This window comes from Nocardioides sp. GCM10023255 (genome assembly GCF_042653125.1).
Lineage (GTDB): Bacteria > Actinomycetota > Actinomycetes > Propionibacteriales > Nocardioidaceae > Nocardioides.
In genome coordinates this window covers 587,468-608,243 of record NZ_JBHSHU010000003.1, presented here as the reverse complement: position 1 = coordinate 608,243, position 20,776 = coordinate 587,468, and the positions used below count along the sequence as shown (strand labels likewise).

Below are 20,776 nucleotides of genomic sequence, written 5' to 3'. Positions count from 1 at the left end.
GTCGAGGAGCGCCGGCTCGGCGTTCCGGCGTCCTGGCGTGTCCTGCGGACGGGGGAGCCCCGTCTGGTGCATCCTCGACTTGACAAATCTCCGATCCGGCGGCGTGTCGAGTGGAAATTACACCGTTGTAGTTACTCAGTTTCTCTTCCGTGGTCCCTGTGGCTCATGTGAAAGTTGCGCAACGTGTGAATCTTCCCCCGCACTGAGAGTTGCCGCCGATGCCACCCAGCAAGACGCGTTTCGTTACCGCGTGCCAGCAGATCCTGGCCCTCGGAGTCGTCCTCGCCGCCCTGACCCCCGCCGCCAGCGTGGTCACCCTCGACGTGGTACGTGAGTCCCCGACGGGCCCGGCCGACGCCGTCTCCCGCGGTCCCGCGGCGGCCGAGTTCGCGGCGTACACCCGGGCCCAGACCCGCAGGTCCGTGGTGCCGACCCAGGTGGTGGACCCCACGGTCACGGAGTACTCCCTGACCGCGCCCCCCGGGGCACGGGTCGACGCCGGGCAGCTCCAGGCGCGCACCCGGGTCGGCGCCGTGCCGGGCAGCTCCGAGCTGACCAGCCGCCCGCAGGCGGTCGTGGGGTACGGCGCCGTCGGTGTCACCTGGGAGCACGGCGTCGACGTGCCCGAGTCCGACCTCAGCTTCGAGGTGCGCACCCGCACCGGCGAGGAGTGGTCGGACTGGATGAAGCTGGCCTACGACGCCGACCACGGACCGGACCCGGGCAGCGCCGAGGCGCGTCACGCCCGGCCCGGCACCGACGCGTTGCTCGTGGGGGACGTCGACCAGGTCCAGGTGCGCGCCGAGTCGGCGCACGGACCGATGCCGGCGGACATGAAGATGGCGGTCGTCGACCCGGGCAAGGCCGCGCACAGCGAGGCGGAGGCCCCGGCGCTGGACACGGGCACCATGGACGGCTCCGCGCCGGCCGCCCCCGGGGCCGCGACCCCCGAGGCGGCGGCCGCCCAGTCCGCGGTGACGTCGGACGACGACAGCACCGACGCGCTCGACCTGCAGGCCGCGGTCTACACCCCCAAGCCGGTGATCTACTCGCGTGCCCAGTGGGGCGCCGACGAGTCGCTGCGCGACAAGAGCTCGCTGCACTACTTCGAGGTGCACGCCGGCTTCGTGCACCACACGGTCAACGCCAACGACTACACGCGGGCCGAGGTGCCGGGCATCATCCGCAGCATCTACGCCTACCACACGCGATCGCGCGGCTGGAGCGACATCGGCTACAACTACCTCGTCGACCGCTTCGGGCGGATCTGGGAGGGGCGGTACGGCGGCATCGACCGGCCGGTGGTCGGCGCGCACACGCTCGGCTACAACGACTACTCCTTCGCCATGTCCGCAATCGGCAACTACGACATCCACCAGCCCTCCCAGGCGATGGTGCAGGCGTACGGCGCGCTGTTCGCCTGGAAGCTCTCGCTGCACGGCGTGGACGCCTCCTCGACCAGCCAGCAGGTGGGGCCGTCGACGTTCCAGGCGATCAACGGTCACCGGGACGCCGGTCAGACGGCCTGCCCCGGGCGCTACCTCTACGCGAAGGTGCCCAGGATCCGCGAGCTGGCGACCGCAGCCCAGCGCGGTTGGTCCGGGCGTGAGCTCGAGTCCGACCTGGCCTCCACGTCGTACCCCGACCTGGTCGTGCGCCGTGCCAGCGACGGTCGGGCCGTCATCCTCCCGACCGGGGGCATGACGCGGTTCCAGCAGCCGGCGCGGCTCTCCCTCCCGGGCGGCGACTCCCTGGTCGCCTCGCCCGACCTGACCGGTGACGACAAGGGCGACCTGGTCGCCCTGGCCGCGGACGGGACCTCCCGGGTGCTCCCCGGTGACGGGACCGGAGGCTTCGGCGCCCCCGTCCAGGCGAGCAGCCAGCTGGTGGGACGCGACCTCGTCACCGCTGTGGGCGACCTCGACGGCGACGGCCACAACGACCTCGTGGCGCGGCGTGCGAGCGACGGGCGGCTCGAGCTCTACCGCGGCACCGGCAACGGCGCCTTCCGCCGGCAGGTGCTGGCCGAGGGGTGGTCGGGCTACGACGCGCTCGTGGCCACCGGGGACGTCGACGGTGACGGCCACGACGACCTGCTCGCCCGCGACGACGACGGTCGGCTGTGGCGGGTCCCCGGCACCGGCGGGACCGGGCTGGGCAAGCCGGTCCAGCTGCCGGGCGCCTGGGGCAAGTACGCCACGCTCACCGGCTTCGGCGACTTCAACGCCGACGGTCGTCCCGACCTGGTCGTCGGCAAGAAGGGGCAGCCCGCCATGGTCCGGCCCGCGAGGGCCGACGGCAGCTTCGGCCACCCGCTGGGCGAGGTGACGCGTGTCGCCACCGCCACGGACGTCACCGCTGTCGACCTGACGGGCGACTCGGCCCCGGACCTGGTCGCCCGGACGGCTGCGGGACCGGTGCTGCTCGTCAACGCCGGCACCGTCGAGCTGGGCCGGCCCATCGTCACCGACGCGAGCCTGCGCCGTGCCGACCTGGTGCTCAACGCCGGTGACTGGAACCGCGACGGGCACGGCGACATCATCCTGCGCACCCGCGCACACGGGAACCTCAAGCTGCGTCCCGGTGACGGCGAGGGCCACTTCGGCAAGGCGGTCACGATCGGCACGGGCTTCGGCGACGTCGGGCTGCTGGCGGCGGTCGGGGACATGACCGGCGACGGGTGGCCGGACCTGATGGGGCAGCCCCGCGGCGGCGCGATCCGCATCTACCCGGGCAACGGCGTCGACGGCCTCAGGGCGAGCTACGTCGCCCACGGCAGCATCGACGCCGGCAGCCAGGTCGCCGTGGGCCGCTGGAACCGCGACGGGGCTCCCGACAGCCTGTTCCGCCAGGGGTCGAAGCTGACGCTCTTCCCGGGCAACGGGCCGGGTGGGCTGACCAGTCCGACGTCGCTCGGGCTCGACCTGTCGCCGTACGACTGGGTCGTCGGGGTCAGCGACGTCGGCCTGACCGGGCACCCCGACCTCATCGTCCGGGCGAAGAGGACGGGCTACCTGTGGCTCATCCCGGGCACCGCCAAGGGCTTCTCGCCGCGCCGGTTCCTGGGCGAGGGGATGGGGGCCTACGACCTGGCCGGTTGACCGGGTCCGGCCCCGGAGCCTGGCCCACGATCAAGGGAAGCGAGCCGTGGCGCGCTCGGCGACGTACGTCGCATCGAGCCGCTCCGGGTCGGCGTGGGACACCAGGACCACGGAGCCGCCGCGTGCGAGCGGCTCCGCGAAGGAGGCGATCCCCGGTGGGGAAGCCGGGTTCGCCTCCGACAGGAGACGGCCGCCGTCGGTGAGGAGACTCCCGGCGGCGGCCGTTCGCCACAGTTCCGCCTGGGAGACGCCCGGCAGTGCCGGGTCCTCGGGGCCGGGCGGGTCCCACGGCGTGAAGGCGTCCGGCTGCGACCAGACCTCGACGCCGACGTCGTGCACGCCGGGCGGGAGCGGCTCGGCGAACCGCACGCCCATCGGAAGCAGCGAGCAGGCGAGCACCGGCAGGTCGGCCGCTCGCGGGCCCCAGGTCGCCAGGCCGTCGGGGCCGCAGACGACCGCGCCCGCCTGGTCGGGCGTGGTCACGACCAGGCCCACCGTCCAGGCTGCGCCGAGGAAGACCGGTCCGAGCCAGTGCGAGGGCAGGTCCAGGTGCAGGCCCTGGCCCCGCTCGAGGTCGTGCTCCTCGGCGAGCAACGAGGCGGCCTTGGCCACCCAGTTGGCGTACGTCGTCACCGACAGCTCGACCCGTTCGCCGGTCGCGTGGTCGTACCACGTCACCAGGGGCCGACCGGGATCGGCGCGGAGGAGGGTGGTGAGCAGCGCGCTGAAGGTGGTCACGGCACGAGCGTAGGGGGCACCTATGCTGCGCCCATGGCTGCCACCGGGTCCCTCGACAACTTCTGGGCCGTGATCCCCGCCGGCGGTGCCGGGACGCGGCTGTGGCCGCTCTCGCGGGCCGCCTCGCCCAAGTTCCTGCAGGACCTGACCGGGAGCGGGATGTCGCTTCTGCAGGAGACCTGGGCCCGGCTGGCGCCGATGGCGCAGGACCGGTTCGTCGTCGTGACCGGGCGGGCGCACCGCCCCGCCGTCGTCGAGCAGCTGCCCGGCCTCGGCCCGGCGGCCGTGCTCGCCGAGCCCTCGCCCCGGGACTCGATGGCGGCCATCGGGCTCGCCGCGGCCCTGCTCGAGCGCGAGGACCCCGAGGCGGTGATGGGCTCGTTCGCCGCGGACCACGTGATCGCCGACGTCGAGGGGTTCGCGACGTCGGTGGCGCGCGCGGTCGAGGCCGCGCGCCGCGACTGGCTGGTCACGCTCGGCATCGAGCCGACCGGCCCCTCCTCGGCGTTCGGCTACATCCACGTCGGTCCCACCGACCTGCCCGACCTGCCGGGTGTGCGCGGCGTGCTGGAGTTCGTCGAGAAGCCGTCGTCCGACGTGGCGGAGCGCTACCTGGCCACCGGCGCCTACCGCTGGAACGCCGGCATGTTCGTGGTCCGGCCCACGGTGCTGCTCGACCTGCTGGGGCGCTGGCACCCGGAGTTCGCGGCCGCGCTCCGCGCGATCGCCGCCGATCCCGCACGGCTCGAGGAGACCTGGCCGACCCTGCCGCGGATCGCCGTCGACCACGCCGTGGCGGAGCCGGCGGCCGAGGCCGGCCGGGTCGCGGTCGTGCCGGCGTCGTTCGACTGGGACGACGTGGGCGACTTCGACTCGCTGGCGACCCTGCTCGACGGCGGCGACGGCACGACCGTCCTCGGCGACCGCGCGCTCGTGCAGTCGGTCGCGTCCAGCGGCCTGGTGGTGCCGCGGTCGGGCCGGATGGTGGCCGTGGTCGGGCTCGAGGACGTCGTGGTCGTCGACACCCCCGACGCCGTCCTGGTGACGACCCGCGCTCGCGCGCAGGAGGTCAAGCAGGTGGTGGCCGGACTGCACGACGCCGGCCGCTCGGACCTCGCCTGAGGAGTCCGAGCGACCGGCGTGCGGTGCGGGTGCTTCGTCGTCGGGCGCGGACGCCCGGCGATCACATGGCGCTGGGCTCGGGCGAGTCGAAGTAGGGGTACTTGTCCATGAACGTCTGCAGCGCCTCGCCGCTCACGCCGGAGCAGTACTGCCACACGCCCACCTGCTTGGAGGCGTCGGACTGACCGGTGCCGCCGGCCGACCAGTGCGTCAGGGCGACGTGCTGGCCGTCGGGGAAGGTCTTGCCGTTCTCGTCGGCCGAGGTCCACGGCGCCGCGATGAACTTGTCGCGGAAGTTCGAGGTCCCCTCGAACTTGCTGGCGATGGCCCGCAGGTCGCTCATGGCGCCGTCGTCGTCGGCGACCGTCTTGTCGTACCAGAGGATCGTGTAGCCGTGCTCGAGGTTGTGGACCAGCGACTCGAGCTCGGGGCGGTCGTCGGTGTAGAGCTTGCGCTCCATCGGCGCCGGCGCGACGCCCGCCTGGTTCCAGTGCGCGCCGAAGGCGGGGGGTGCCTGCTTGTAGTCGACCTTCGTGCCCGTGGGCACGTGGTCCTGGTTGCCGTTGGCCTTCTTGGTGACGATCTTCTCGCAGCTCGAGGCGGGGGAGCCGATGTCCGTGAGCGCGAGCTTGTCGAACTTCCGGTTGTCGTACCAGTCCTTGATCGGCTTGAACGCCGCGGCGCCGACGATCAGCACCGCGATGAGGACGCAGACACCGACGATGGCGAGGCCGCGACGGCGCTCGCCGCCCTTCTGCTTCTTGCGGATCTGGTCGATGACCGCCTGGCGGTCGGACTTGGCGGGCTTCTTGGCCACGGGTCGGCTTCCTCGGGGTCGTGCGGGCGGTCCGGCGATGTTCGACGGCAGAGTCTACGGACTGACCGGGCGCAGCCCGACCCGACCGGAGGTTTCGTCGTCACCGGTCTCCGTCACCGCGTCCCAGCCGTGGGCGAACGCGAGTGCGCGCAGCGCCGCGGAGCCCTCCCGGCCCGGGGCGACCACCAGGCCGCCGCGGCCGTCGCCGACCACCGCCGTCGCCGGCCCGAGGACCGCGTGCACCGCGGCAACGAGCTCCGCAGCGGCAGCCGGGGCGCCGAAGGGGGCGCGGTCGGCGGGGTCGCCGCGCAGGGCACGCAGGACGGCCTCGCGGGCCCCGTAGCCGAACAGGTCCGCACCCTCGGGACGCACGAGCGCTCCGGCCCCGCGGCCGTCCTCGCCGACCGGCAGGACCAGGTCCGGCCGGCCGCTGACGACAGCGAAGGGGCGGCCGCCGAGCTTGCCCTGGGCGAGCTCGCACATGCCTGCGATCTCGTCGGCGACCGCGGGCGCGGTGACGGCCAGGGAGTTGCCGTGGGCGTCCACCCGCCCCGCGTGGTCGTCGAGCACCAGGAGGCCGGCCGCGCCGATCGCGATGTCGGTCTGTCCCTCGCGCCAAGCCCGGCCGGCCGTGTCGGTGACCACCACCCCGACGTTGACGCCGGCGCGGTGGTGCAGCGCGGCCCGGAGCCGCGCGGCCGAGGCGTCGGGGTCCTCCGGCAGGAGCACGACGGTCCCGAGCTCGACGTTCGAGGCGTCGATGCCGGCCGCCGCCATCGTCAGTCCGTGGCGGGTGCGCACGATCGTCGTCGGCCCGCGGCGGGCGACCACGCGTGCGGTCTCACCCGGCAGGGCGTCCTCGCGGGTGCCGGGCCGGACCCTGCCCTCGGCCTTGCTCACCACCTTGCTGGTGACCACCACCACGTCACCGTCGGCCAGGTCGACCAGGGGCAGGAGCAGCCCCGCCAGGTCGGCCCCGGGGCGCACCTCGGGCACCCCGTCGGGGGCGACCACGGTCAGCCGCGGGTGCTCCGCGCCGGTCATCGGGTGACCAGGGCGACGGCCTTGGCGGCCATCGCCGCGGTCGCGTCGTGGTCGGTCATCATCAGGGGTACGGCGCGGCAGGCGAGCCCGGCGCCGGTGAGCCGGGGGACCTGCTCGGCGTCACGCTCGTCGACGAGCCAGCCGTCGAGGACCCCGCCGTCGGCGCGGGCGCCGTAGTGGAGGCCGACGCCCGCGGCGCTCACCTCCACGCCGATCGAGGTGAGCATCTGCTCGGCCATGCCGCGGACGTGGGCGCCGCCGACGATCGGGGACAGGCCGACGACCGGTGCCCGGGTCGCGGTCAGTGCCTCCCGGACCCTCGGGACGCCGAGGATGGTGCCCACGGAGACGACCGGGTTCGACGGCGGCAGCAGGACCAGGTCGGCGTCGGTGATCGCGTCGATCACGCCGGGCCCGGGGGTCGAGTCCTCGAGCCCGACCACCAGCACGGCCTCGGCCGGGACCTGGGCGCGCAGCCGCACCCAGTACTCCTGGAAGTGCACCACCCGGCGTCCGCTGGGGGAGTCGGGGTCGGCGATCGCGACGTGGGTCTCCACCCGGTCGTCGGTCATGGGCAGCAGGCGGACGCCCGGCACCTCGCCGAGCCACCGGCGGCAGAGCGCCTCGGTGACCGCCGAGAGCGGGTACCCGGCGTCGAGCATCTGGGTGCGCACCAGATGGGTGGCGACGTCCCGGTCGCCCAGGCCGAACCACGTCGGCTCCACGCCGTACTCCGCGAGCTCGGTGCGCACGCTCCAGGTCTCGTCGCGCCGCCCCCAGCCGCGCTCGGGGTCGATGCCGTCGCCGAGCGTGTACATCACCGTGTCGAGGTCGGGGCAGACCTTCAGGCCGTGCACCCAGATGTCGTCGGCGGTGTTGGCGACGACGGTGACGGTCGCGTCGTCGGCCACGCCGGGGAGGGCGCCGGTGGAGATGCCGTGGAGGAGTCCCTGGAGGAACTTCGCGCCCCCCATGCCTCCGGAGAGCACCGTGATTTTCTGCATGTGCCTATCTTGTCGCACAGGGACCTTGGGCCTTCCGGCAATAGCACGTTCGGGTGGTTGCCCCTCATACCAGATCGCCGCTTGACTTCAGGGGTACGACAGGCATGTAATTCCCACAGTGTTCTTCGCAGGTCCTCCCGGTTTCTTCCGATAGGGATCTCGGCCCGCGAGGGGCCACGGTGGGATGGGTGCAGTACCGGGTCGAAAGGGCGAGTGCCGTGAGAGAACTCTTTCTCCTCGACGGGGACGCCGAAGAAGCGGGGTGGCAGGACCGCGCGCTGTGCGCGCAGACGGACCCCGAGGCGTTCTTCCCCGAAAAGGGAGGGTCAACCAGGGAGGCCAAGAAGGTCTGCCTGACGTGCGAGGTGCGCGACGAGTGTCTGGAGTCCGCACTGATGAACGACGAGCGCTTCGGCATCTGGGGCGGTCTCTCGGAGAGAGAGCGCCGCAAGCTGAAGAAGCGCGCAGTCTGAGCGTGTAGGGGGGCCTCCCGGTGACGGGGCGCACACGCGGCGGTCCGGGTCGACCCGGGCCGACCCCGCTGCAGGGCCGGGCCGTTAGGGTGCTTGGTCGTGCATACGACGGTCGCGACGCTGCTGGTCAGCCATGACGGGGAGCGCTGGCTCCCTGCCGTGGTGGAGGGTCTGCGCAGCCAGGTGGCTCCGGTCGAGCACGTGGTCGCGGTGGACACCGGGAGCAAGGACGGCAGCGCCGCCCTGCTGGAGTCCGCCTTCGGTGAGGTGGTGCGGGCTCCCGGATCGACCTCCTTCCCCCGGGCCGTGGGGCTCGCCCTGGAGCAGCTCGCCTCCTCCGGCGTGGACTGCGAGTGGGTGTGGATCCTCCACGACGACTCGAACCCCGACCCGGGAGCGCTCGCCGCGCTGCTCGCGGCCGCCGAGGAGCACCCGGATGCCGACGTCCTCGGCCCGAAGCTGCGCGAGTGGCCCTCGCTGAAGCGGCTCCTCGAGCTCGGCGTCACCATCTCCGGCACCGGCCGCCGCGAGACCGGCCTCGAGCGTGGCGAGTACGACCAGGGCCAGCACGACCAGGTGCGCCCCGTGCTGGCGGTCAACACGGCCGGCATGCTGGTGCGGCGCCGGGTCCTCGAGGAGCTCGGCGGCTTCGACGAGCAGCTGCCGATCTTCGGCAACGACCTCGACTTCGGCTGGCGCGCCGCGGCCGCCGGCCACCGGACGCTGGTGGTGCCCCAGGCGGTCGTCTTCCACGCCGAGGCCGCGCACCGCGGGCTCCGGCGCACGCCGCTCACCGGCCGCCACACGCACTACCAGGAGCGCCGGGCCGCGCTCTACACGCTGCTCGCCAACTCCCGGGCCCGTGCGCTGCCCTTCCAGCTGCTGCGTCTCGGCATCGGCACCATCCTGCGGATGATCGGCTTCCTGCTGGTCCGCTCCGTCGGCGAGGCCCTCGACGAGCTCGCGGCGCTGGTGTCGCTCTACGGAAGGCCGCGCGAGATCCTCGCCGCCCGCCGCTCCCGCCAGGGCCGGCAGGTGGTCCCACCCGCCGACGTCCGCGCGCTGCTCGCCCCGCCGTGGCTGCCCTACCGCCACGGGCTCGACTTCCTCGGCGACCTCGTGTCCGCCGCCACCAACCAGGCGCAGGACGTCGCAGAGCGCCGCCGCGCCGCCAAGGCCGAGGCGCAGCCGCTGGCCGCGGCCCGTCGTCCGGCCCGTCCGGACGACGATGACGTGCTCGGCGAGGACACCGGCATCGTGGCGCGGTTCCTGACCAACCCGGTTGCGCTCGCGATCTCCCTGTTCGTGGTGCTGGCCGTGGTCGGTGCCCGCTCGGCCTTCGACTCCCTCGCCGGCGGCGGGCTGTCGCCGGTGCCGGCGAGCGCCGGCGACTGGTGGGGGCTGTGGACCGAGTCGTGGCACCCGCTCGGGCAGGGGACCGCGGTCCCGGCGCCGGCGTACGTGCTGCCCTTCGCGGCGCTCGCCACCCTGTTGGGCGGCAGCCCGTCGACGGTGGTGACGGTGCTCTTCGTGCTGGTGGTGCCGCTCGGCCTGTGGGGGGCGTGGCGCTTCCTGCGCGTCGCCGGGCGTCTCGCCTCGCCGGCCGGGTCCCCCCGCTGGCTGCTGCTGTGGGGTGCCACGACCTACGCGCTCGTGCCCGTGGTCAGCGGGGCGTGGGGTGACGGCCGCTTCGGTGCGGTGACCGTGGCCGCGCTGCTGCCCTGGCTCGCCCACGCCGCACTCGGCTTCGCCGACCCGGAGGCCGACCGGCGCTGGCGGGCTGCGTGGCGTACGGCGCTGCTGCTCGCGCTCGGCACCGCGTTCGCGCCGGGGCTGTGGTTCTTCGCCGTCGTCCTCGGCCTGGTGGTGACCGCCGCCGCGGGCGTCGTGGTCCGCTCGGCCCTGCGGGACCGCTCCGCCTGGGGCCCGCCCGCCGCCGCACTGGGAGCGGTGCCCCTCCTGCTGCTGCCCTGGTGGCTGCCCGCGCTGCAGCACGGGGCCGGCGAGGCCCTCTTCCTCGAGCCGGGCCGGCTCCCGGTGGCCGCCGTCGACACGCTGGACCTGGTGGCCGGACGGATCGGCGACCTCGGTGCCCCCTCCTGGCTCGGCCTGGTGCTCGCGGTGCTGGCCGTGCTGGCGCTGGTGCCGCGCTCCACCCGGATCCCGGTGCTGGTCTGCTGGATCGTGGCCGCGGTGGCGGCGGTGACCGCCGTCGTCTGGGGCAGCTTCACGCTCGACCTGGCCGCGACGAGCACCGGCACCGGTCTCGGCTTCCTCGTGGTCGTCATCCAGGGCGCGTTCGTGGTCGCCGCCTCGATCGGTGCCCAGAGCCTGGTCGCCGGCGGCCTGCCCGGCCGCGGCCGCTCCGGGCACGGCGAGCCCGGTGTCGCCACCTGGCGGCGGTGGGTCGGCGGCGTCGTGGTCGTCCTCGCCGCGGTCGTCCCGCTCGTCGGGCTGGGCTGGTTCGTGGTCGGTGGCCACGACCGCCTCGACGAGACCGCAGGGGAGGGGATCCCCGCCTACATGGTGCAGAGCTCGATGCTCGGTGACGAGCACGGGATCCTGGTGATCCGCGGCGACGTCGACCACGGCCTGACCTACACCGTCCGGCGCGGGGACGGCGTGACGCTCGGCGAGGACGAGGTCATCGCCCTGTCCGCCGAGGACAGGGGCTTCACCCGGGCCGTGCGTGCGCTGGTGTCGCGACCCACACCCGACGTGGTGGACCTGCTCGCCGACCGCGGCATCGAGTACGTCGTCCTGCCGTCGCCGGCGGACGGCGACGTCGCCTCCGCGCTCGACGCCACCGGTGGCCTGGCCCAGGCGAGCGCCGAGGACCGCTCGACCCGCGCCTGGCAGGTCGACCGCCCGCTGAACCCCGCTGCCGTCGACGGCCCGCGCTCCTGGCTGCGCATCGGGCTGCTCGTCCTCCAGGCGATCCTGATCGTGGTGATCGCCGTGAACTGCGTACCCACCAGTGAACGGAGGCGACGCCGATGAGCAGCACCACGCCCGGTCGCCGGTCCTCGCGCAGCCGGCTCCAGCTCGACACGCCGACCGTGCTCTCGCTGCTGCTGCCGCTGCTCGTCGTGGCCGCCCTGCTGCTCGTCCACGCCGACGAGCAGTCCTCGGACTCCCACCCTCCGACGAGGACGTCGCTGAGCTCGGCCTCCGTCGTGTGCCCCTCGGCGATGCCCGGCGCTCCCGCGACGTACCTCTCGACGGCCGTCAGGGACGGCAAGGGCGAGGTGGCCCTGCGCGCGGGCGACGACGAGTCGACGGCGAGGGTCGCCGAGGGTGAGGTGACGACCGCGCAGGCCGGTACCGGTCCGGTCGTGGTCACCGGCGAGGACGCGCTCGCCCCCGGGCTCCTCGGCGCCCGCTTCGGCAGCCCGACCGAGCTCGCGGCCACGTCCTGCCCCGCCACCTCGCCGGACCAGTGGTTCACCGGCGTCGGCGCCGGCGCGCGGCACAGCTCGGTGCTGGAGCTGGTCAACCCCGACGCGGGCCCGGCCGTCGCCGACGTGAACATGTACGCCGGGTCCGGGCTCGTCGACGTCCCCCGCCTGCGCGGTGTGTCGGTGCCCGGGCACAGCAGCGTGTCCCTCGACCTCGGCCAGGTGGCGCCGCGTCGCGGCGAGCTGGCGCTGCAGGTGGTCACCGCCCGGGGCCGGCTGGGTGCCACCGTGCTCGACAGCTCCGACGAGCTCGGCCGTGGTCAGGCGAGCGCGGACTGGCTCCCGGCCCAGCCGGAGCCGACCACCGACAACTTCCTGCTGGGTCTGGGGGCGGGCGAGGGGACACGCACGCTCGCGATCGCGAACCCCGGCGACAGCGAGGTCCGCGCCACGCTGCGCTTCGTGAGCGAGAAGTCGGTCTTCGCGCCCGAGGGGATCGACGAGGTGCGGGTGCCGCCGCAGGGTGTCGCCCGGGTCTCGCTGGGGACCGCGCTGCCGGCAGCCATCGCCGACGGAGTGGTCGGGGTCGAGGTCAGCGCCTCCGGGCCGGTGACCGCGACGCTGCGGACGTTCGTCGGCGGCGACCTGTCGCACGCCGTGGCCGGGCCCCCGGTCCGCACCGGGGCCACGGCGGTCGTGCCCGAGGGCGGCAAGCGCGTCGTCCTCGCCGGCGCCCGGGCGGTGGGGGCAGTGACGGTCGTCGCCCGCTCGTCGACGGGGGAGGAGCTCGCGCGCACCCGCGCGGACGTCCAGCCCGGCCGGGGCACCGTGGTGACGGTGCCGCCGAGGGCCACGCTGGTGTCGGTCGAGACCGAGCGCACCAGCGTCCACGGCGCCGTGCTCGTCACCGGACGGGGCGCCGCCGTCGTGCCCTTGGTCGAGCCGGTCGTCAGCGGCCTGGTCCCCGACGTGCGGCCCGGCGTTCCCTAGTCCCCGGACTCGTACCTCGGGTCGACCTGCTCGGCCTCGATGCCGAGCAGCTCGGCGACCTGCTCGACGACCACGGTGAGCACCATCGCCTCCAGGTCGGTGCGGGTCTCGCACCGGTGCTCGATGGGGCGACGGAAGAGCACGAGGCGGGTGGGCTCGCCGCCGGTGCCGCGCACCAGCGAGGACAGCGGCACGGTCCCCGAGTCCCAGTCGTCGGGGATCTGCGGTGCGTCCTCGACGGCGTACTCCACGAGGCCGAGGCGGTCCTGCCAGCGCTCGTCGATGTCGGTCACGATGCCCAGCGCGAGGTCGTCGAAGCGCTCCCGCGCGGTGCGCAGCTCCGGGCGGCCCGGGTCGCGGGGCACGACCGCCGGGCCGCGCATGCCCCGTCCGCGCCGGTCCCGACGGGGGCGCTGCGGGGTCGGGCGAGAGCTGGCGTCGTCCACGCCGCGAGCCTAATCGGGGCGGGGAGGTGCGGCGGGTACCGTTCCCCGCGTGAGTCCTGTCCGCCGCTGTTCGCGTACTGCCTGTGGCCGCACCGCGGTCAACACGCTGACCTACGTCTACGCCGACCAGACGGCGGTGCTCGGGCCGCTGGCGACCTATGCCGAGCCGCACGCCTACGACCTCTGCGACGTGCACAGCGAGCGGCTCTCCGCGCCGCGTGGGTGGGAGGTGCTCCGGCTCGCCCCGGACCCGGCGGCGCAGGGCCCGTCCAGCGACGACCTGCTGGCCCTCGCCGACGCCGTGCGCGAGGCCGCGCGGCCCGCTCCCGTCCCGGTCCGGTCCACCCCGCCGGCCGAGGAGACCGGCCGCGAGGTCGGCCGGCGCGGGCACCTGCGGGTGCTCAGCTCGGACTGACCGACGCCACCGACGCGCCGCACACTAGGCTCCGGCCATGCCCAACACGCTCGATCCCGCCAACCTCGACGCCGTCTTCAAGGCGTACGACGTGCGCGGGGTCGTCCCCGCCCAGGTGGACGAGCGGCTCGCGCACGCGACCGGGCGCGCCTTCGTGCAGGTCCTGGGCGCCCGCACGGTCGTCGTCGGTCACGACATGCGGCCCAGCTCGCCCGGTCTGGCCGGGGCGTTCGCCGAGGGCGCCACGGAGGCCGGCGCCGACGTGGTGCTGGTCGGCCTCGCCTCGACCGACCAGCTGTACTTCGCCTCCGGCCACCTCGGCCACCCGGGCGTGATGTTCACCGCGAGCCACAACCCCGCCCGCTACAACGGCATCAAGATGTGCCGGTCCGGCGCGCAGCCGGTCGGCATGGAGACCGGCCTGGCCGAGATCCGCGACCGGGTCGCCTCCGGCGGTGCCGGATGTGCCGCCCAGCCCGGCACCATCACCAACCACGACGTCCTCGAGGCGTACGCCGCGCACCTGGTGTCGCTGGCCCCGGTCCGGGGTCGCCGGCTCGAGGTGGTCGTCGACGCCGGCAACGGCATGGCCGGGCACACCGCGCCCGCCGTCTTCGGCCGGCTCGGCGAGGAGCAGGTCGAGGTCGTGCCGATGTACTTCGAGCTCGACGGGACCTTCCCCAACCACGAGGCGAACCCGATCGATCCCGACACCCTCGTCGACCTGCGCAAGCGCGTGGTCGCCGAGCGCGCCGACCTCGGCCTGGCCTTCGACGGGGACGCCGACCGCTGCTTCCTCGTCGACGAGCGCGGCGAGGCCGTGTCGCCGTCGACCCTGACCGCGCTGATCGCGGCCCGCGAGCTGGCGCGGGAACCCGGCGCGACGGTGATCCACAACCTGATCACGAGCCGCGCCGTGCCGGAGATCGTCACCGAGCTGGGGGGACGCCCGGTCCGGACCCGCGTCGGCCACTCCTTCATCAAGGGCACCATGGCCGAGACCGACGCGATCTTCGGCGGTGAGCACAGCGGGCACTTCTACTTCCGGGACTTCTGGCGCGCCGACTCGGGCATGCTGGCCGCCCTGCACGCGCTCGGCGCGCTCGCCGGCTCCGAGGGCACCCTCTCGGAGCTCCTCGCCGACTACGAGCGGTACGTCGTCAGCGGCGAGATCAACTCGACGGTCGACGACCAGGCGGCCGCGGTCGCCGAGGTCGAGGACGCCTTCGCGCACCGGGAGGGGGTGACCACCGACCGGCTGGACGGGCTCACGGTGAGCCACCCCGACTGGTGGTTCAACGTCCGCCCGTCCAACACCGAGCCGCTGCTGCGGCTGAACGCAGAAGGTCGCGACCAGGCCACGATGGTGCAGGTCCGCGACGCCGTCCTCGCGATCATCAGGAGAGACCGCTCATGAACATCGATCCCGCGCTGCTGGCGATCATCGTCTGCCCGAAGTGCCGCGCCTCGCTCGAGCCGGCCGGCGAGGAGCTGGTCTGCACCGGGTGCGGCCTGGCCTACCCGGTCCGTGACGACATCCCGGTGCTGCTGGTCGACGAGGCGCGCAAGCCGGCCTGACCGGCGCGAGGGGAGTGGCAATGGCGACCTGGTTCGACGAGTCCCGGCTCGATGACGAGGCGGTCCTGGCCGCGCAGGACGCGGTCCTGCGTCCGCTGGCCGAGGCGGGAGCCCGGGTGCGCCGGGAGTCGATCGACGCCGCGGCGGCGGCCGCCGAGGCCGTCGCCCGCAGCCAGGACCAGGCCCGGCCCCGGGCGGTGATCGCAGCGGGACCGGACTCCCGGCTGCTGCGGGCCGTCCTCGAGCCGTGGTGCCCGGTGCCGTTCGTCGCCTGGCCCGGACCCATGCTGCCGGGATGGGCCGGCAGCCTCGACCTGGTCGTGGTGCTGGCGCCCGACGGGGCCGACACCGGGACGGCCTCCGCGGTCGCCGAGGCGGTGCGTCGCGGCTGCCAGGTCGTCGTCGCCTGCCCGCCCGGGTCGCTGGTGGCCGACCACGCCGTCGGCCGCTGGGCCACGCTCCTGCCGACCGTCACGCGCGACCAGCTGGCGACCGCCGTCGTGATGCTGGAGTACCTCGACCGGGTCGGCCTGGGCCCGCGTGCCGACGCCGAGGTGGTCGCCGAGGCGCTCGACGCGGTGGCGATCGCCTGCTCGCCGCACCGCGACCTCGCGGTCAACCCGGCCAAGATGCTGGCGATCGCGCTCGCCGACGCCACCCCGCTGGTGTGGGGCGGCTCGGTGCTGGCGGCCCGCGCGGCGCGCCGGGTGGCCGAGTCGATCCGGCGGGCCAGCGGCCGCACCGCGCTGGCCGGCGACGCCGAGCACCTCCTGCCGGTCATCGAGGCGACCCGGGCCCGCGACGTGTTCGACGACCCCTTCGCCGAGGAGTCCGCCGAGCGGCGGCCGATGCTGCTGGTGCTCGACGACGGCGCCGACGACCCGGTGGTCCGCGAGCAGCGCGGCCGGCTGGAGACGGCGGCCGCGGCGCGCGGGGTACGCGTCGAGGCGGTGACCGCCGACGCCCCGACCGAGGTGGCGCGCTACGCCTCGCTGCTGCTGAGCGGGACCTACGCCGCGGCGTACCTCAGGTTGGGGCTCGTCGAGGATTGACGTCCTCGCGTCGTGGGTAGGAACTCGACGTGGCTTCCCCGACTCCTGCCGCATCCAAGCGCGCCCGCGACCCCTGGTTCGACAACGCCAAGATGGCCCTGGTGACCCTGGTGGTCGTCGGCCACTCCTGGACGCTGCTCCCGCACAACGTGGTCGTCGACCACCTCTACGACTTCCTGTACGCGTGGCACGTGCCGGCGTTCGTCTTCGTCACCGGCTACCTCTCCCGGTCGTTCACCTGGACCTCGCGACGGATGTGGGGACTCTTCAAGGGTGTCGTCGTTCCCTACCTGGTCTTCGAGCTCGCGCTCGCGCTGTTCCGCATCTACGTCGGGGGCGAGGAGCTGGCCGGCCTGTTCCAGGACCCGCACTGGCCGATGTGGTACCTCTCGGCGCTGTTCTTCTGGCGGCTGATGACGCCGATCTTCAAGCCGATGTGGGGCGGCCTGGCGGTGGCCGTCGCGATCAGCATCGTCGCGGGCCTGCGGGCCGGGGACACGCTCGACATGGCCCGGGTCCTGGGCCTGCTGCCGTTCTTCGTGATGGGCCTCAAGGCCACGCCCGAGCGCCTCGAGCTGCTGCGGCGCCGGCCGTCCCAGGTCGCGGCGGTGGTCGTGCTGCTCGCGATCCTGGTGCTGACCACGTGGACCGACACCTGGGCGCAGACCGAGTGGCTCTACTACCGCTCGACCTACGGCGAGCTCGACGTCAGCGACACCCGCGCGTTCGTCACGCGGGCGGTGCTGCTCGTGGTCGGCACGCTGGGCGCCTGGTCGTTCTTCGCGCTGGTGCCCCGGGTGCGCGGCTGGTTCACCACGATGGGCACCTGGACCCTCGTGGTCTACCTGTTCCACGGCTTCGTCGTGAAGTCCTTCTCGTACGCCGGCTACCCGGGTTGGGCCGAGGACCACGCGGCGGTGGCGCTGGTGCTCACGACGGTGGGCGCGGTGGGCCTCGCGCTGGGCCTGGCCTGGAGCCCGCTGGCGCGTCGTCTCGACCTGGCGGTCGACCCGTTCGGCTCGGCCGAGCACCGGGTCCTCCACGCGGTCGAGCTCACCGCCGTGAGCGCGGAGGTCGCCACCGGCGAGGCACCGGAGGTGGTGGCCGCGGTCGCGAAGCCCGAGGCACTCGGCGGCCACGGGACGGGGCTGACCCGATAGCCTTCCGCGCATGTCGGCAGAGGGTGGAACCAAGGCGGTCGTCGCGGCGCTGTTCGCGAACCTGGGCATCGCGGTCACGAAGTTCGTCGCGTTCTTCCTGACCGGGGTGAGCTCGATGCTCGCCGAGGCGATCCACTCCGTGGCCGACTCGGGGAACCAGGTCCTGCTCCTGCTCGGCGGGAAGAAGGCCCAGAAGGACGCCACCCCGCAGCACCCGTTCGGCTACGGCCGCGAGCGATACGTCTACTCGTTCATCGTGTCCATCGTGCTGTTCAGCGTGGGCGGGCTGTTCGCGCTGTACGAGGCGTACCACAAGTACCACGAGATCCACGCCGCGCACGGGCACCCGGCCGACTCCATCCTCGACAGCCGCTGGTGGTGGGTGCCGCCGCTGGTGCTGGGCATCGCGATCGTCCTCGAGGGGCTCTCGTTCCGGACCGCGATCGCGGAGACCAACAAGATCAAGGGCGCCGCCACGTTCCCGCAGTTCATCCGGCGGGCCAAGCAGCCCGAGCTGCCGGTGATCCTGCTCGAGGACTTCGCCGCGCTGGTCGGACTCGGCTTCGCCTTCGTGGCGGTCGTGCTCTCGCTGGTCACCGAGAACCTCTACTACGACGTGATCGGCACCGCCCTGATCGGCCTGCTGCTGGTGGCGGTCGCCGTGGTGCTGGGCCTGGAGACCAAGAGCCTGCTGCTGGGGGAGTCCGCGAGCCTGCCCGCGCAGCGCCGGATCGCCGACGCCCTGCAGGCGACCGACGGGGTCGAGCGGATCATCCACATGAAGACGATGCACCTCGGCCCCGAGGAGCTCCTGGTCGCGGCGAAGATCGGCGTGCCGGCGGGCGCCACCGCCGACGTGGTGGCCGAGGCCATCGACCGGGCCGAGCAGGCCGTGCGCGCGGCCGAGCCGACGGCGCAGGTCATCTACCTCGAGCCGGACATCTACCGCAGCGACTACGTCCCCGCCGAGCGCCCCGAGCCGCCGGCGCCCGCCGCGCACTGACCGGGCCCCGGGCAGGGCCCCGAGCAAGGACCCGGACGGCGCATCGCGCAGAGGCCGCGGGCACGCACGTGCCCGCTCCGTGTCCGGAGCCGGAGGCGTCGAGGATTCTGCAACCTGCGACCCGGCGTTCTAATCTCGATGGCACAGCCACGAGACACCCGGACACAGGGGGCAGTTCATGGACTACAAGGTCGCCGACCTCAGCCTGGCCGACTACGGCCGCACCGAGATCCAGCTCGCCGAGCACGAGATGCCGGGCCTGATGGCCATGCGCGCCCGCTACGGCGACTCCAAGCCGCTCGCCGGTGCCCGCATCGCCGGCTCGCTGCACATGACGATCCAGACGGCGGTGCTGATCGAGACGCTGGTCGCGCTCGGTGCCGAGGTCCGCTGGGCCTCCTGCAACATCTTCTCGACCCAGGACCACGCGGCCGCCGCCGTGGTCGTGGGCCCCAACGGCACCCCGGACGACCCGCAGGGCGTCCCGGTCTTCGCCTGGAAGGGCGAGAGCCTGGAGGAGTACTGGTGGTGCACCCAGCAGATCCTCCAGTGGCCCGCGGGCACGTTCGCCAACATGATCCTCGACGACGGTGGTGACGCCACCATGCTCGTCCACCTCGGGGTCGAGGCCGAGAAGTCGGGCAAGGCCCCCGACCCGGCCACCGCCAAGAGCCACGAGCAGAAGGTCGTCTTCGAGGTGCTCCAGGCCTCGCTCGCCGAGAGCGACGACCGGTGGACCAAGATCGCCAACGAGATCAAGGGCGTGACCGAGGAGACCACCACCGGTGTCCACCGGCTCTACGACATGATGAAGGAAGGCTCGCTGCTCTTCCCGGCCATCAACGTCAACGACTCGGTCACCAAGTCGAAGTTCGACAACAAGTACGGCTGCCGCCACTCGCTCATCGACGGCATCAACCGCGCCACCGACGTCCTGATCGGCGGCAAGGTCGCGGTCGTCTGCGGCTACGGCGACGTCGGCAAGGGCTGCGCCGAGTCGCTGCGCGGCCAGGGTGCCCGGGTCATCGTCACCGAGATCGACCCGATCTGCGCGCTGCAGGCCGCGATGGACGGCTACCAGGTCGACACCCTCGACAACGTGCTCGACGTCGCCGACATCATCATCACCGCGACCGGCAACAAGGACGTCGTCACCGTCGAGCAGATGGCGAAGATGAAGCACCAGGCGATCCTGGGCAACATCGGCCACTTCGACAACGAGATCGACATGGCCGGCCTCGAGTCGTACGACGGCGTCGTCCGCAAGACGGTCAAGCCGCAGGTCGACGTGTGGACCTTCCCCACCGGCACCTCGATCATCGTCCTGTCCGAGGGCCGCCTGATGAACCTCGGCAACGCGACCGGCCACCCGTCGTTCGTGATGTCGAACTCGTTCACCAACCAGGTGCTGGCCCAGGTCGAGCTCTTCACCAAGCCCGAGGAGTACCCCGTCGGCGTCTACGTGCTGCCCAAGCACCTCGACGAGGAGGTCGCCCGCCTCCACCTCGCCTCGCTGGGCGTCAAGCTCACCACCCTGAGCGACGAGCAGGCCGCCTACCTCGGCGTCGACGTCGCCGGGCCGTACAAGTCCGACGAGTACCGCTACTGATCCACGACCCGGCTCGATCCGGGATCCCGACGAGGCCGTCCGCGCAGCGCGCGGGCGGCCTCGTTGCCGTCTCCTGCCACGATCCCGCCGGGCGGCTGGCAAGATTGAGCCATGACCCAGCCCGCTGGCCCTTCGGCAGACAACGCCTGGAAGGGACGCATCCTGGTCGTCGACGACGACGCCTCCCTCGCGGAGATGCTCACCATCGTGCTGCGCCAGGAGGGTTTCGACAGCCGGATGTGCACGCGCGGTGACCTCGCCATGGACGAGTTCCGCGACTACCGGCCCGACCTCGTCCTCCTGGACCTGATGCTCCCGGGCCGGGACGGCATCGACGTGTGCAAGGAGATCCGCGCCGAGTCGGGCGTGCCGATCGTGATGCTCACGGCCAAGGGCGACACCGTCGACGTGGTGGTCGGCCTGGAGTCGGGCGCGGACGACTACGTCGTCAAGCCGTTCAAGCCCAAGGAGCTCGTCGCCCGGATCCGGGCGCGGGTCCGTCGCAACGAGGCGCCCACGCACGAGTCGCTCACCATCGGCGACCTGACCATCGACGTGGCGGGGCACTCGGTCACCCGCCGCGGGACTCCGATCAGCCTGACCCCCCTGGAGTTCGACCTCCTGGTGTGCCTGGCCCGCAAGCCCTGGCAGGTGTTCACCCGAGAGGTGCTGCTCGAGCAGGTGTGGGGCTACCGGCACGCCGCCGACACCCGGCTGGTCAACGTGCACGTGCAGCGGCTGCGCTCCAAGGTCGAGCACGACCCCGAGAACCCCGAGATCGTCGTGACCGTGCGTGGCGTGGGGTACAAGGCCGGGAACGCCTGAT

Annotated in this window: 18 protein-coding genes; 13 read left to right on the top strand and 5 right to left on the bottom strand. The window is 73.3% G+C overall.

What is annotated here, in order from left to right; translation table 11 throughout:
- Positions 1-218: 218 nt before the first annotated feature.
- A complete protein-coding gene (locus ACFO9I_RS06715; RefSeq protein ID WP_379179056.1) occupies positions 219-3,101 on the top strand; it encodes an FG-GAP-like repeat-containing protein in 2,883 nt (960 codons plus the stop codon).
- Positions 3,102-3,131: 30 nt separating this feature from the next.
- Here ACFO9I_RS06715 and ACFO9I_RS06710 read toward each other — a convergent pair whose 3' ends face one another.
- Entirely contained in the window at positions 3,132-3,839 is a 708-nt protein-coding gene (locus tag ACFO9I_RS06710) for a TIGR03089 family protein (RefSeq protein WP_379179054.1), read from the bottom strand.
- A gap of 33 nt (positions 3,840-3,872) precedes the next feature.
- Here ACFO9I_RS06710 and ACFO9I_RS06705 point away from each other — a divergent pair, with 33 nt between their 5' ends.
- On the top strand, positions 3,873-4,961 hold the full coding sequence (locus ACFO9I_RS06705) for a mannose-1-phosphate guanylyltransferase (protein ID WP_379179052.1): 1,089 nt from the start codon (positions 3,873-3,875) through the stop codon (positions 4,959-4,961).
- Positions 4,962-5,022: 61 nt separating this feature from the next.
- Here the strand turns inward: ACFO9I_RS06705 and ACFO9I_RS06700 are convergent, their stop codons facing one another.
- From ACFO9I_RS06700 to cofD, 3 genes are read right to left on the bottom strand one after another with little or no spacing between them, the layout of a single operon-like run.
- Positions 5,023-5,778: a DUF3105 domain-containing protein gene (locus ACFO9I_RS06700; RefSeq protein WP_379179050.1), complete on the bottom strand. Its 756-nt coding sequence runs from the start codon at positions 5,776-5,778 to the stop codon at positions 5,023-5,025.
- A gap of 54 nt (positions 5,779-5,832) precedes the next feature.
- Entirely contained in the window at positions 5,833-6,822 is a 990-nt protein-coding gene (locus tag ACFO9I_RS06695) for a coenzyme F420-0:L-glutamate ligase (RefSeq protein ID WP_379179048.1), read from the bottom strand.
- Positions 6,819-7,826: a 2-phospho-L-lactate transferase gene (gene cofD / locus ACFO9I_RS06690; RefSeq protein WP_379179046.1), complete on the bottom strand. Its 1,008-nt coding sequence runs from the start codon at positions 7,824-7,826 to the stop codon at positions 6,819-6,821. Before cofD ends, ACFO9I_RS06695 begins: the two co-directional genes overlap by 4 nt.
- A gap of 218 nt (positions 7,827-8,044) precedes the next feature.
- Here cofD and ACFO9I_RS06685 point away from each other — a divergent pair, with 218 nt between their 5' ends.
- From ACFO9I_RS06685 to ACFO9I_RS06675, 3 genes are all read left to right on the top strand, one after another.
- Positions 8,045-8,299, top strand: coding sequence for a WhiB family transcriptional regulator (locus ACFO9I_RS06685; RefSeq protein ID WP_379179398.1), 255 nt, complete (start codon positions 8,045-8,047; stop codon positions 8,297-8,299).
- 99 nt (positions 8,300-8,398) lie between these two features.
- Entirely contained in the window at positions 8,399-11,299 is a 2,901-nt protein-coding gene (locus ACFO9I_RS06680; RefSeq protein ID WP_379179044.1) for a glycosyltransferase family 2 protein, read from the top strand.
- Entirely contained in the window at positions 11,296-12,687 is a 1,392-nt protein-coding gene (locus ACFO9I_RS06675) for a DUF5719 family protein (RefSeq protein ID WP_379179042.1), read from the top strand. Before ACFO9I_RS06680 ends, ACFO9I_RS06675 begins: the two co-directional genes overlap by 4 nt.
- Here ACFO9I_RS06675 and ACFO9I_RS06670 read toward each other — a convergent pair.
- Positions 12,684-13,133 (bottom strand): metallopeptidase family protein, encoded by a 450-nt coding sequence (locus tag ACFO9I_RS06670; RefSeq protein ID WP_379179041.1) that lies wholly within the window; start codon positions 13,131-13,133, stop codon positions 12,684-12,686. The genes ACFO9I_RS06675 and ACFO9I_RS06670 overlap by 4 nt on opposite strands.
- A gap of 49 nt (positions 13,134-13,182) precedes the next feature.
- Between ACFO9I_RS06670 and ACFO9I_RS06665 the strand changes: the two genes are divergently transcribed.
- From ACFO9I_RS06665 to mtrA, 8 genes are all read left to right on the top strand, one after another.
- Positions 13,183-13,548, top strand: coding sequence for a DUF3499 domain-containing protein (locus ACFO9I_RS06665; protein ID WP_379179039.1), 366 nt, complete (start codon positions 13,183-13,185; stop codon positions 13,546-13,548).
- A 37-nt stretch (positions 13,549-13,585) separates the two neighbouring features.
- Positions 13,586-14,965: a phosphomannomutase/phosphoglucomutase gene (locus ACFO9I_RS06660; protein ID WP_379179037.1), complete on the top strand. Its 1,380-nt coding sequence runs from the start codon at positions 13,586-13,588 to the stop codon at positions 14,963-14,965.
- A 2-nt stretch (positions 14,966-14,967) separates the two neighbouring features.
- Positions 14,968-15,126: a Trm112 family protein gene (locus ACFO9I_RS06655; RefSeq protein WP_379179396.1), complete on the top strand. Its 159-nt coding sequence runs from the start codon at positions 14,968-14,970 to the stop codon at positions 15,124-15,126.
- Positions 15,127-15,146: 20 nt separating this feature from the next.
- Entirely contained in the window at positions 15,147-16,178 is a 1,032-nt protein-coding gene (locus tag ACFO9I_RS06650; protein WP_379179035.1) for an SIS domain-containing protein, read from the top strand.
- A 29-nt stretch (positions 16,179-16,207) separates the two neighbouring features.
- Complete coding sequence (locus ACFO9I_RS06645) at positions 16,208-17,338, top strand: acyltransferase family protein (protein WP_379179033.1); 1,131 nt, start codon at positions 16,208-16,210, stop codon at positions 17,336-17,338.
- A gap of 10 nt (positions 17,339-17,348) precedes the next feature.
- Positions 17,349-18,341 (top strand): cation diffusion facilitator family transporter, encoded by a 993-nt coding sequence (locus tag ACFO9I_RS06640; RefSeq protein ID WP_379179032.1) that lies wholly within the window; start codon positions 17,349-17,351, stop codon positions 18,339-18,341.
- 178 nt (positions 18,342-18,519) lie between these two features.
- The gene (ahcY, locus tag ACFO9I_RS06635) at positions 18,520-19,950 is read left to right on the top strand and encodes an adenosylhomocysteinase (RefSeq protein WP_379179030.1); all 1,431 of its coding nucleotides are present in this window, start codon (positions 18,520-18,522) and stop codon (positions 19,948-19,950) included.
- Between the two features lie 111 nt (positions 19,951-20,061).
- Positions 20,062-20,775, top strand: a complete 714-nt coding sequence (mtrA, locus tag ACFO9I_RS06630) for an MtrAB system response regulator MtrA (protein ID WP_379179028.1) — start codon at positions 20,062-20,064, stop codon at positions 20,773-20,775.
- Position 20,776: the final 1 nt, after the last annotated feature.

Bases quoted from the DNA above. Each gene is read 5' to 3' on its own strand.
- ACFO9I_RS06715 (WP_379179056.1), top strand. From the start codon at position 219: ATGCCACCCAGCAAGACGCGTTTCGTTACCGCGTGCCAGCAGATCCTG.
- ACFO9I_RS06705 (WP_379179052.1), top strand. From the start codon at position 3,873: ATGGCTGCCACCGGGTCCCTCGACAACTTCTGGGCCGTGATCCCCGCC.
- ACFO9I_RS06695 (WP_379179048.1), bottom strand. From the start codon at position 6,822: ATGACCGGCGCGGAGCACCCGCGGCTGACCGTGGTCGCCCCCGACGGG.
- cofD (WP_379179046.1), bottom strand. From the start codon at position 7,826: ATGCAGAAAATCACGGTGCTCTCCGGAGGCATGGGGGGCGCGAAGTTC.
- ACFO9I_RS06675 (WP_379179042.1), top strand. From the start codon at position 11,296: ATGAGCAGCACCACGCCCGGTCGCCGGTCCTCGCGCAGCCGGCTCCAG.
- ACFO9I_RS06660 (WP_379179037.1), top strand. From the start codon at position 13,586: ATGCCCAACACGCTCGATCCCGCCAACCTCGACGCCGTCTTCAAGGCG.
- ACFO9I_RS06650 (WP_379179035.1), top strand. From the start codon at position 15,147: ATGGCGACCTGGTTCGACGAGTCCCGGCTCGATGACGAGGCGGTCCTG.
- ACFO9I_RS06640 (WP_379179032.1), top strand. From the start codon at position 17,349: ATGTCGGCAGAGGGTGGAACCAAGGCGGTCGTCGCGGCGCTGTTCGCG.
- ahcY (WP_379179030.1), top strand. From the start codon at position 18,520: ATGGACTACAAGGTCGCCGACCTCAGCCTGGCCGACTACGGCCGCACC.
- mtrA (WP_379179028.1), top strand. From the start codon at position 20,062: ATGACCCAGCCCGCTGGCCCTTCGGCAGACAACGCCTGGAAGGGACGC.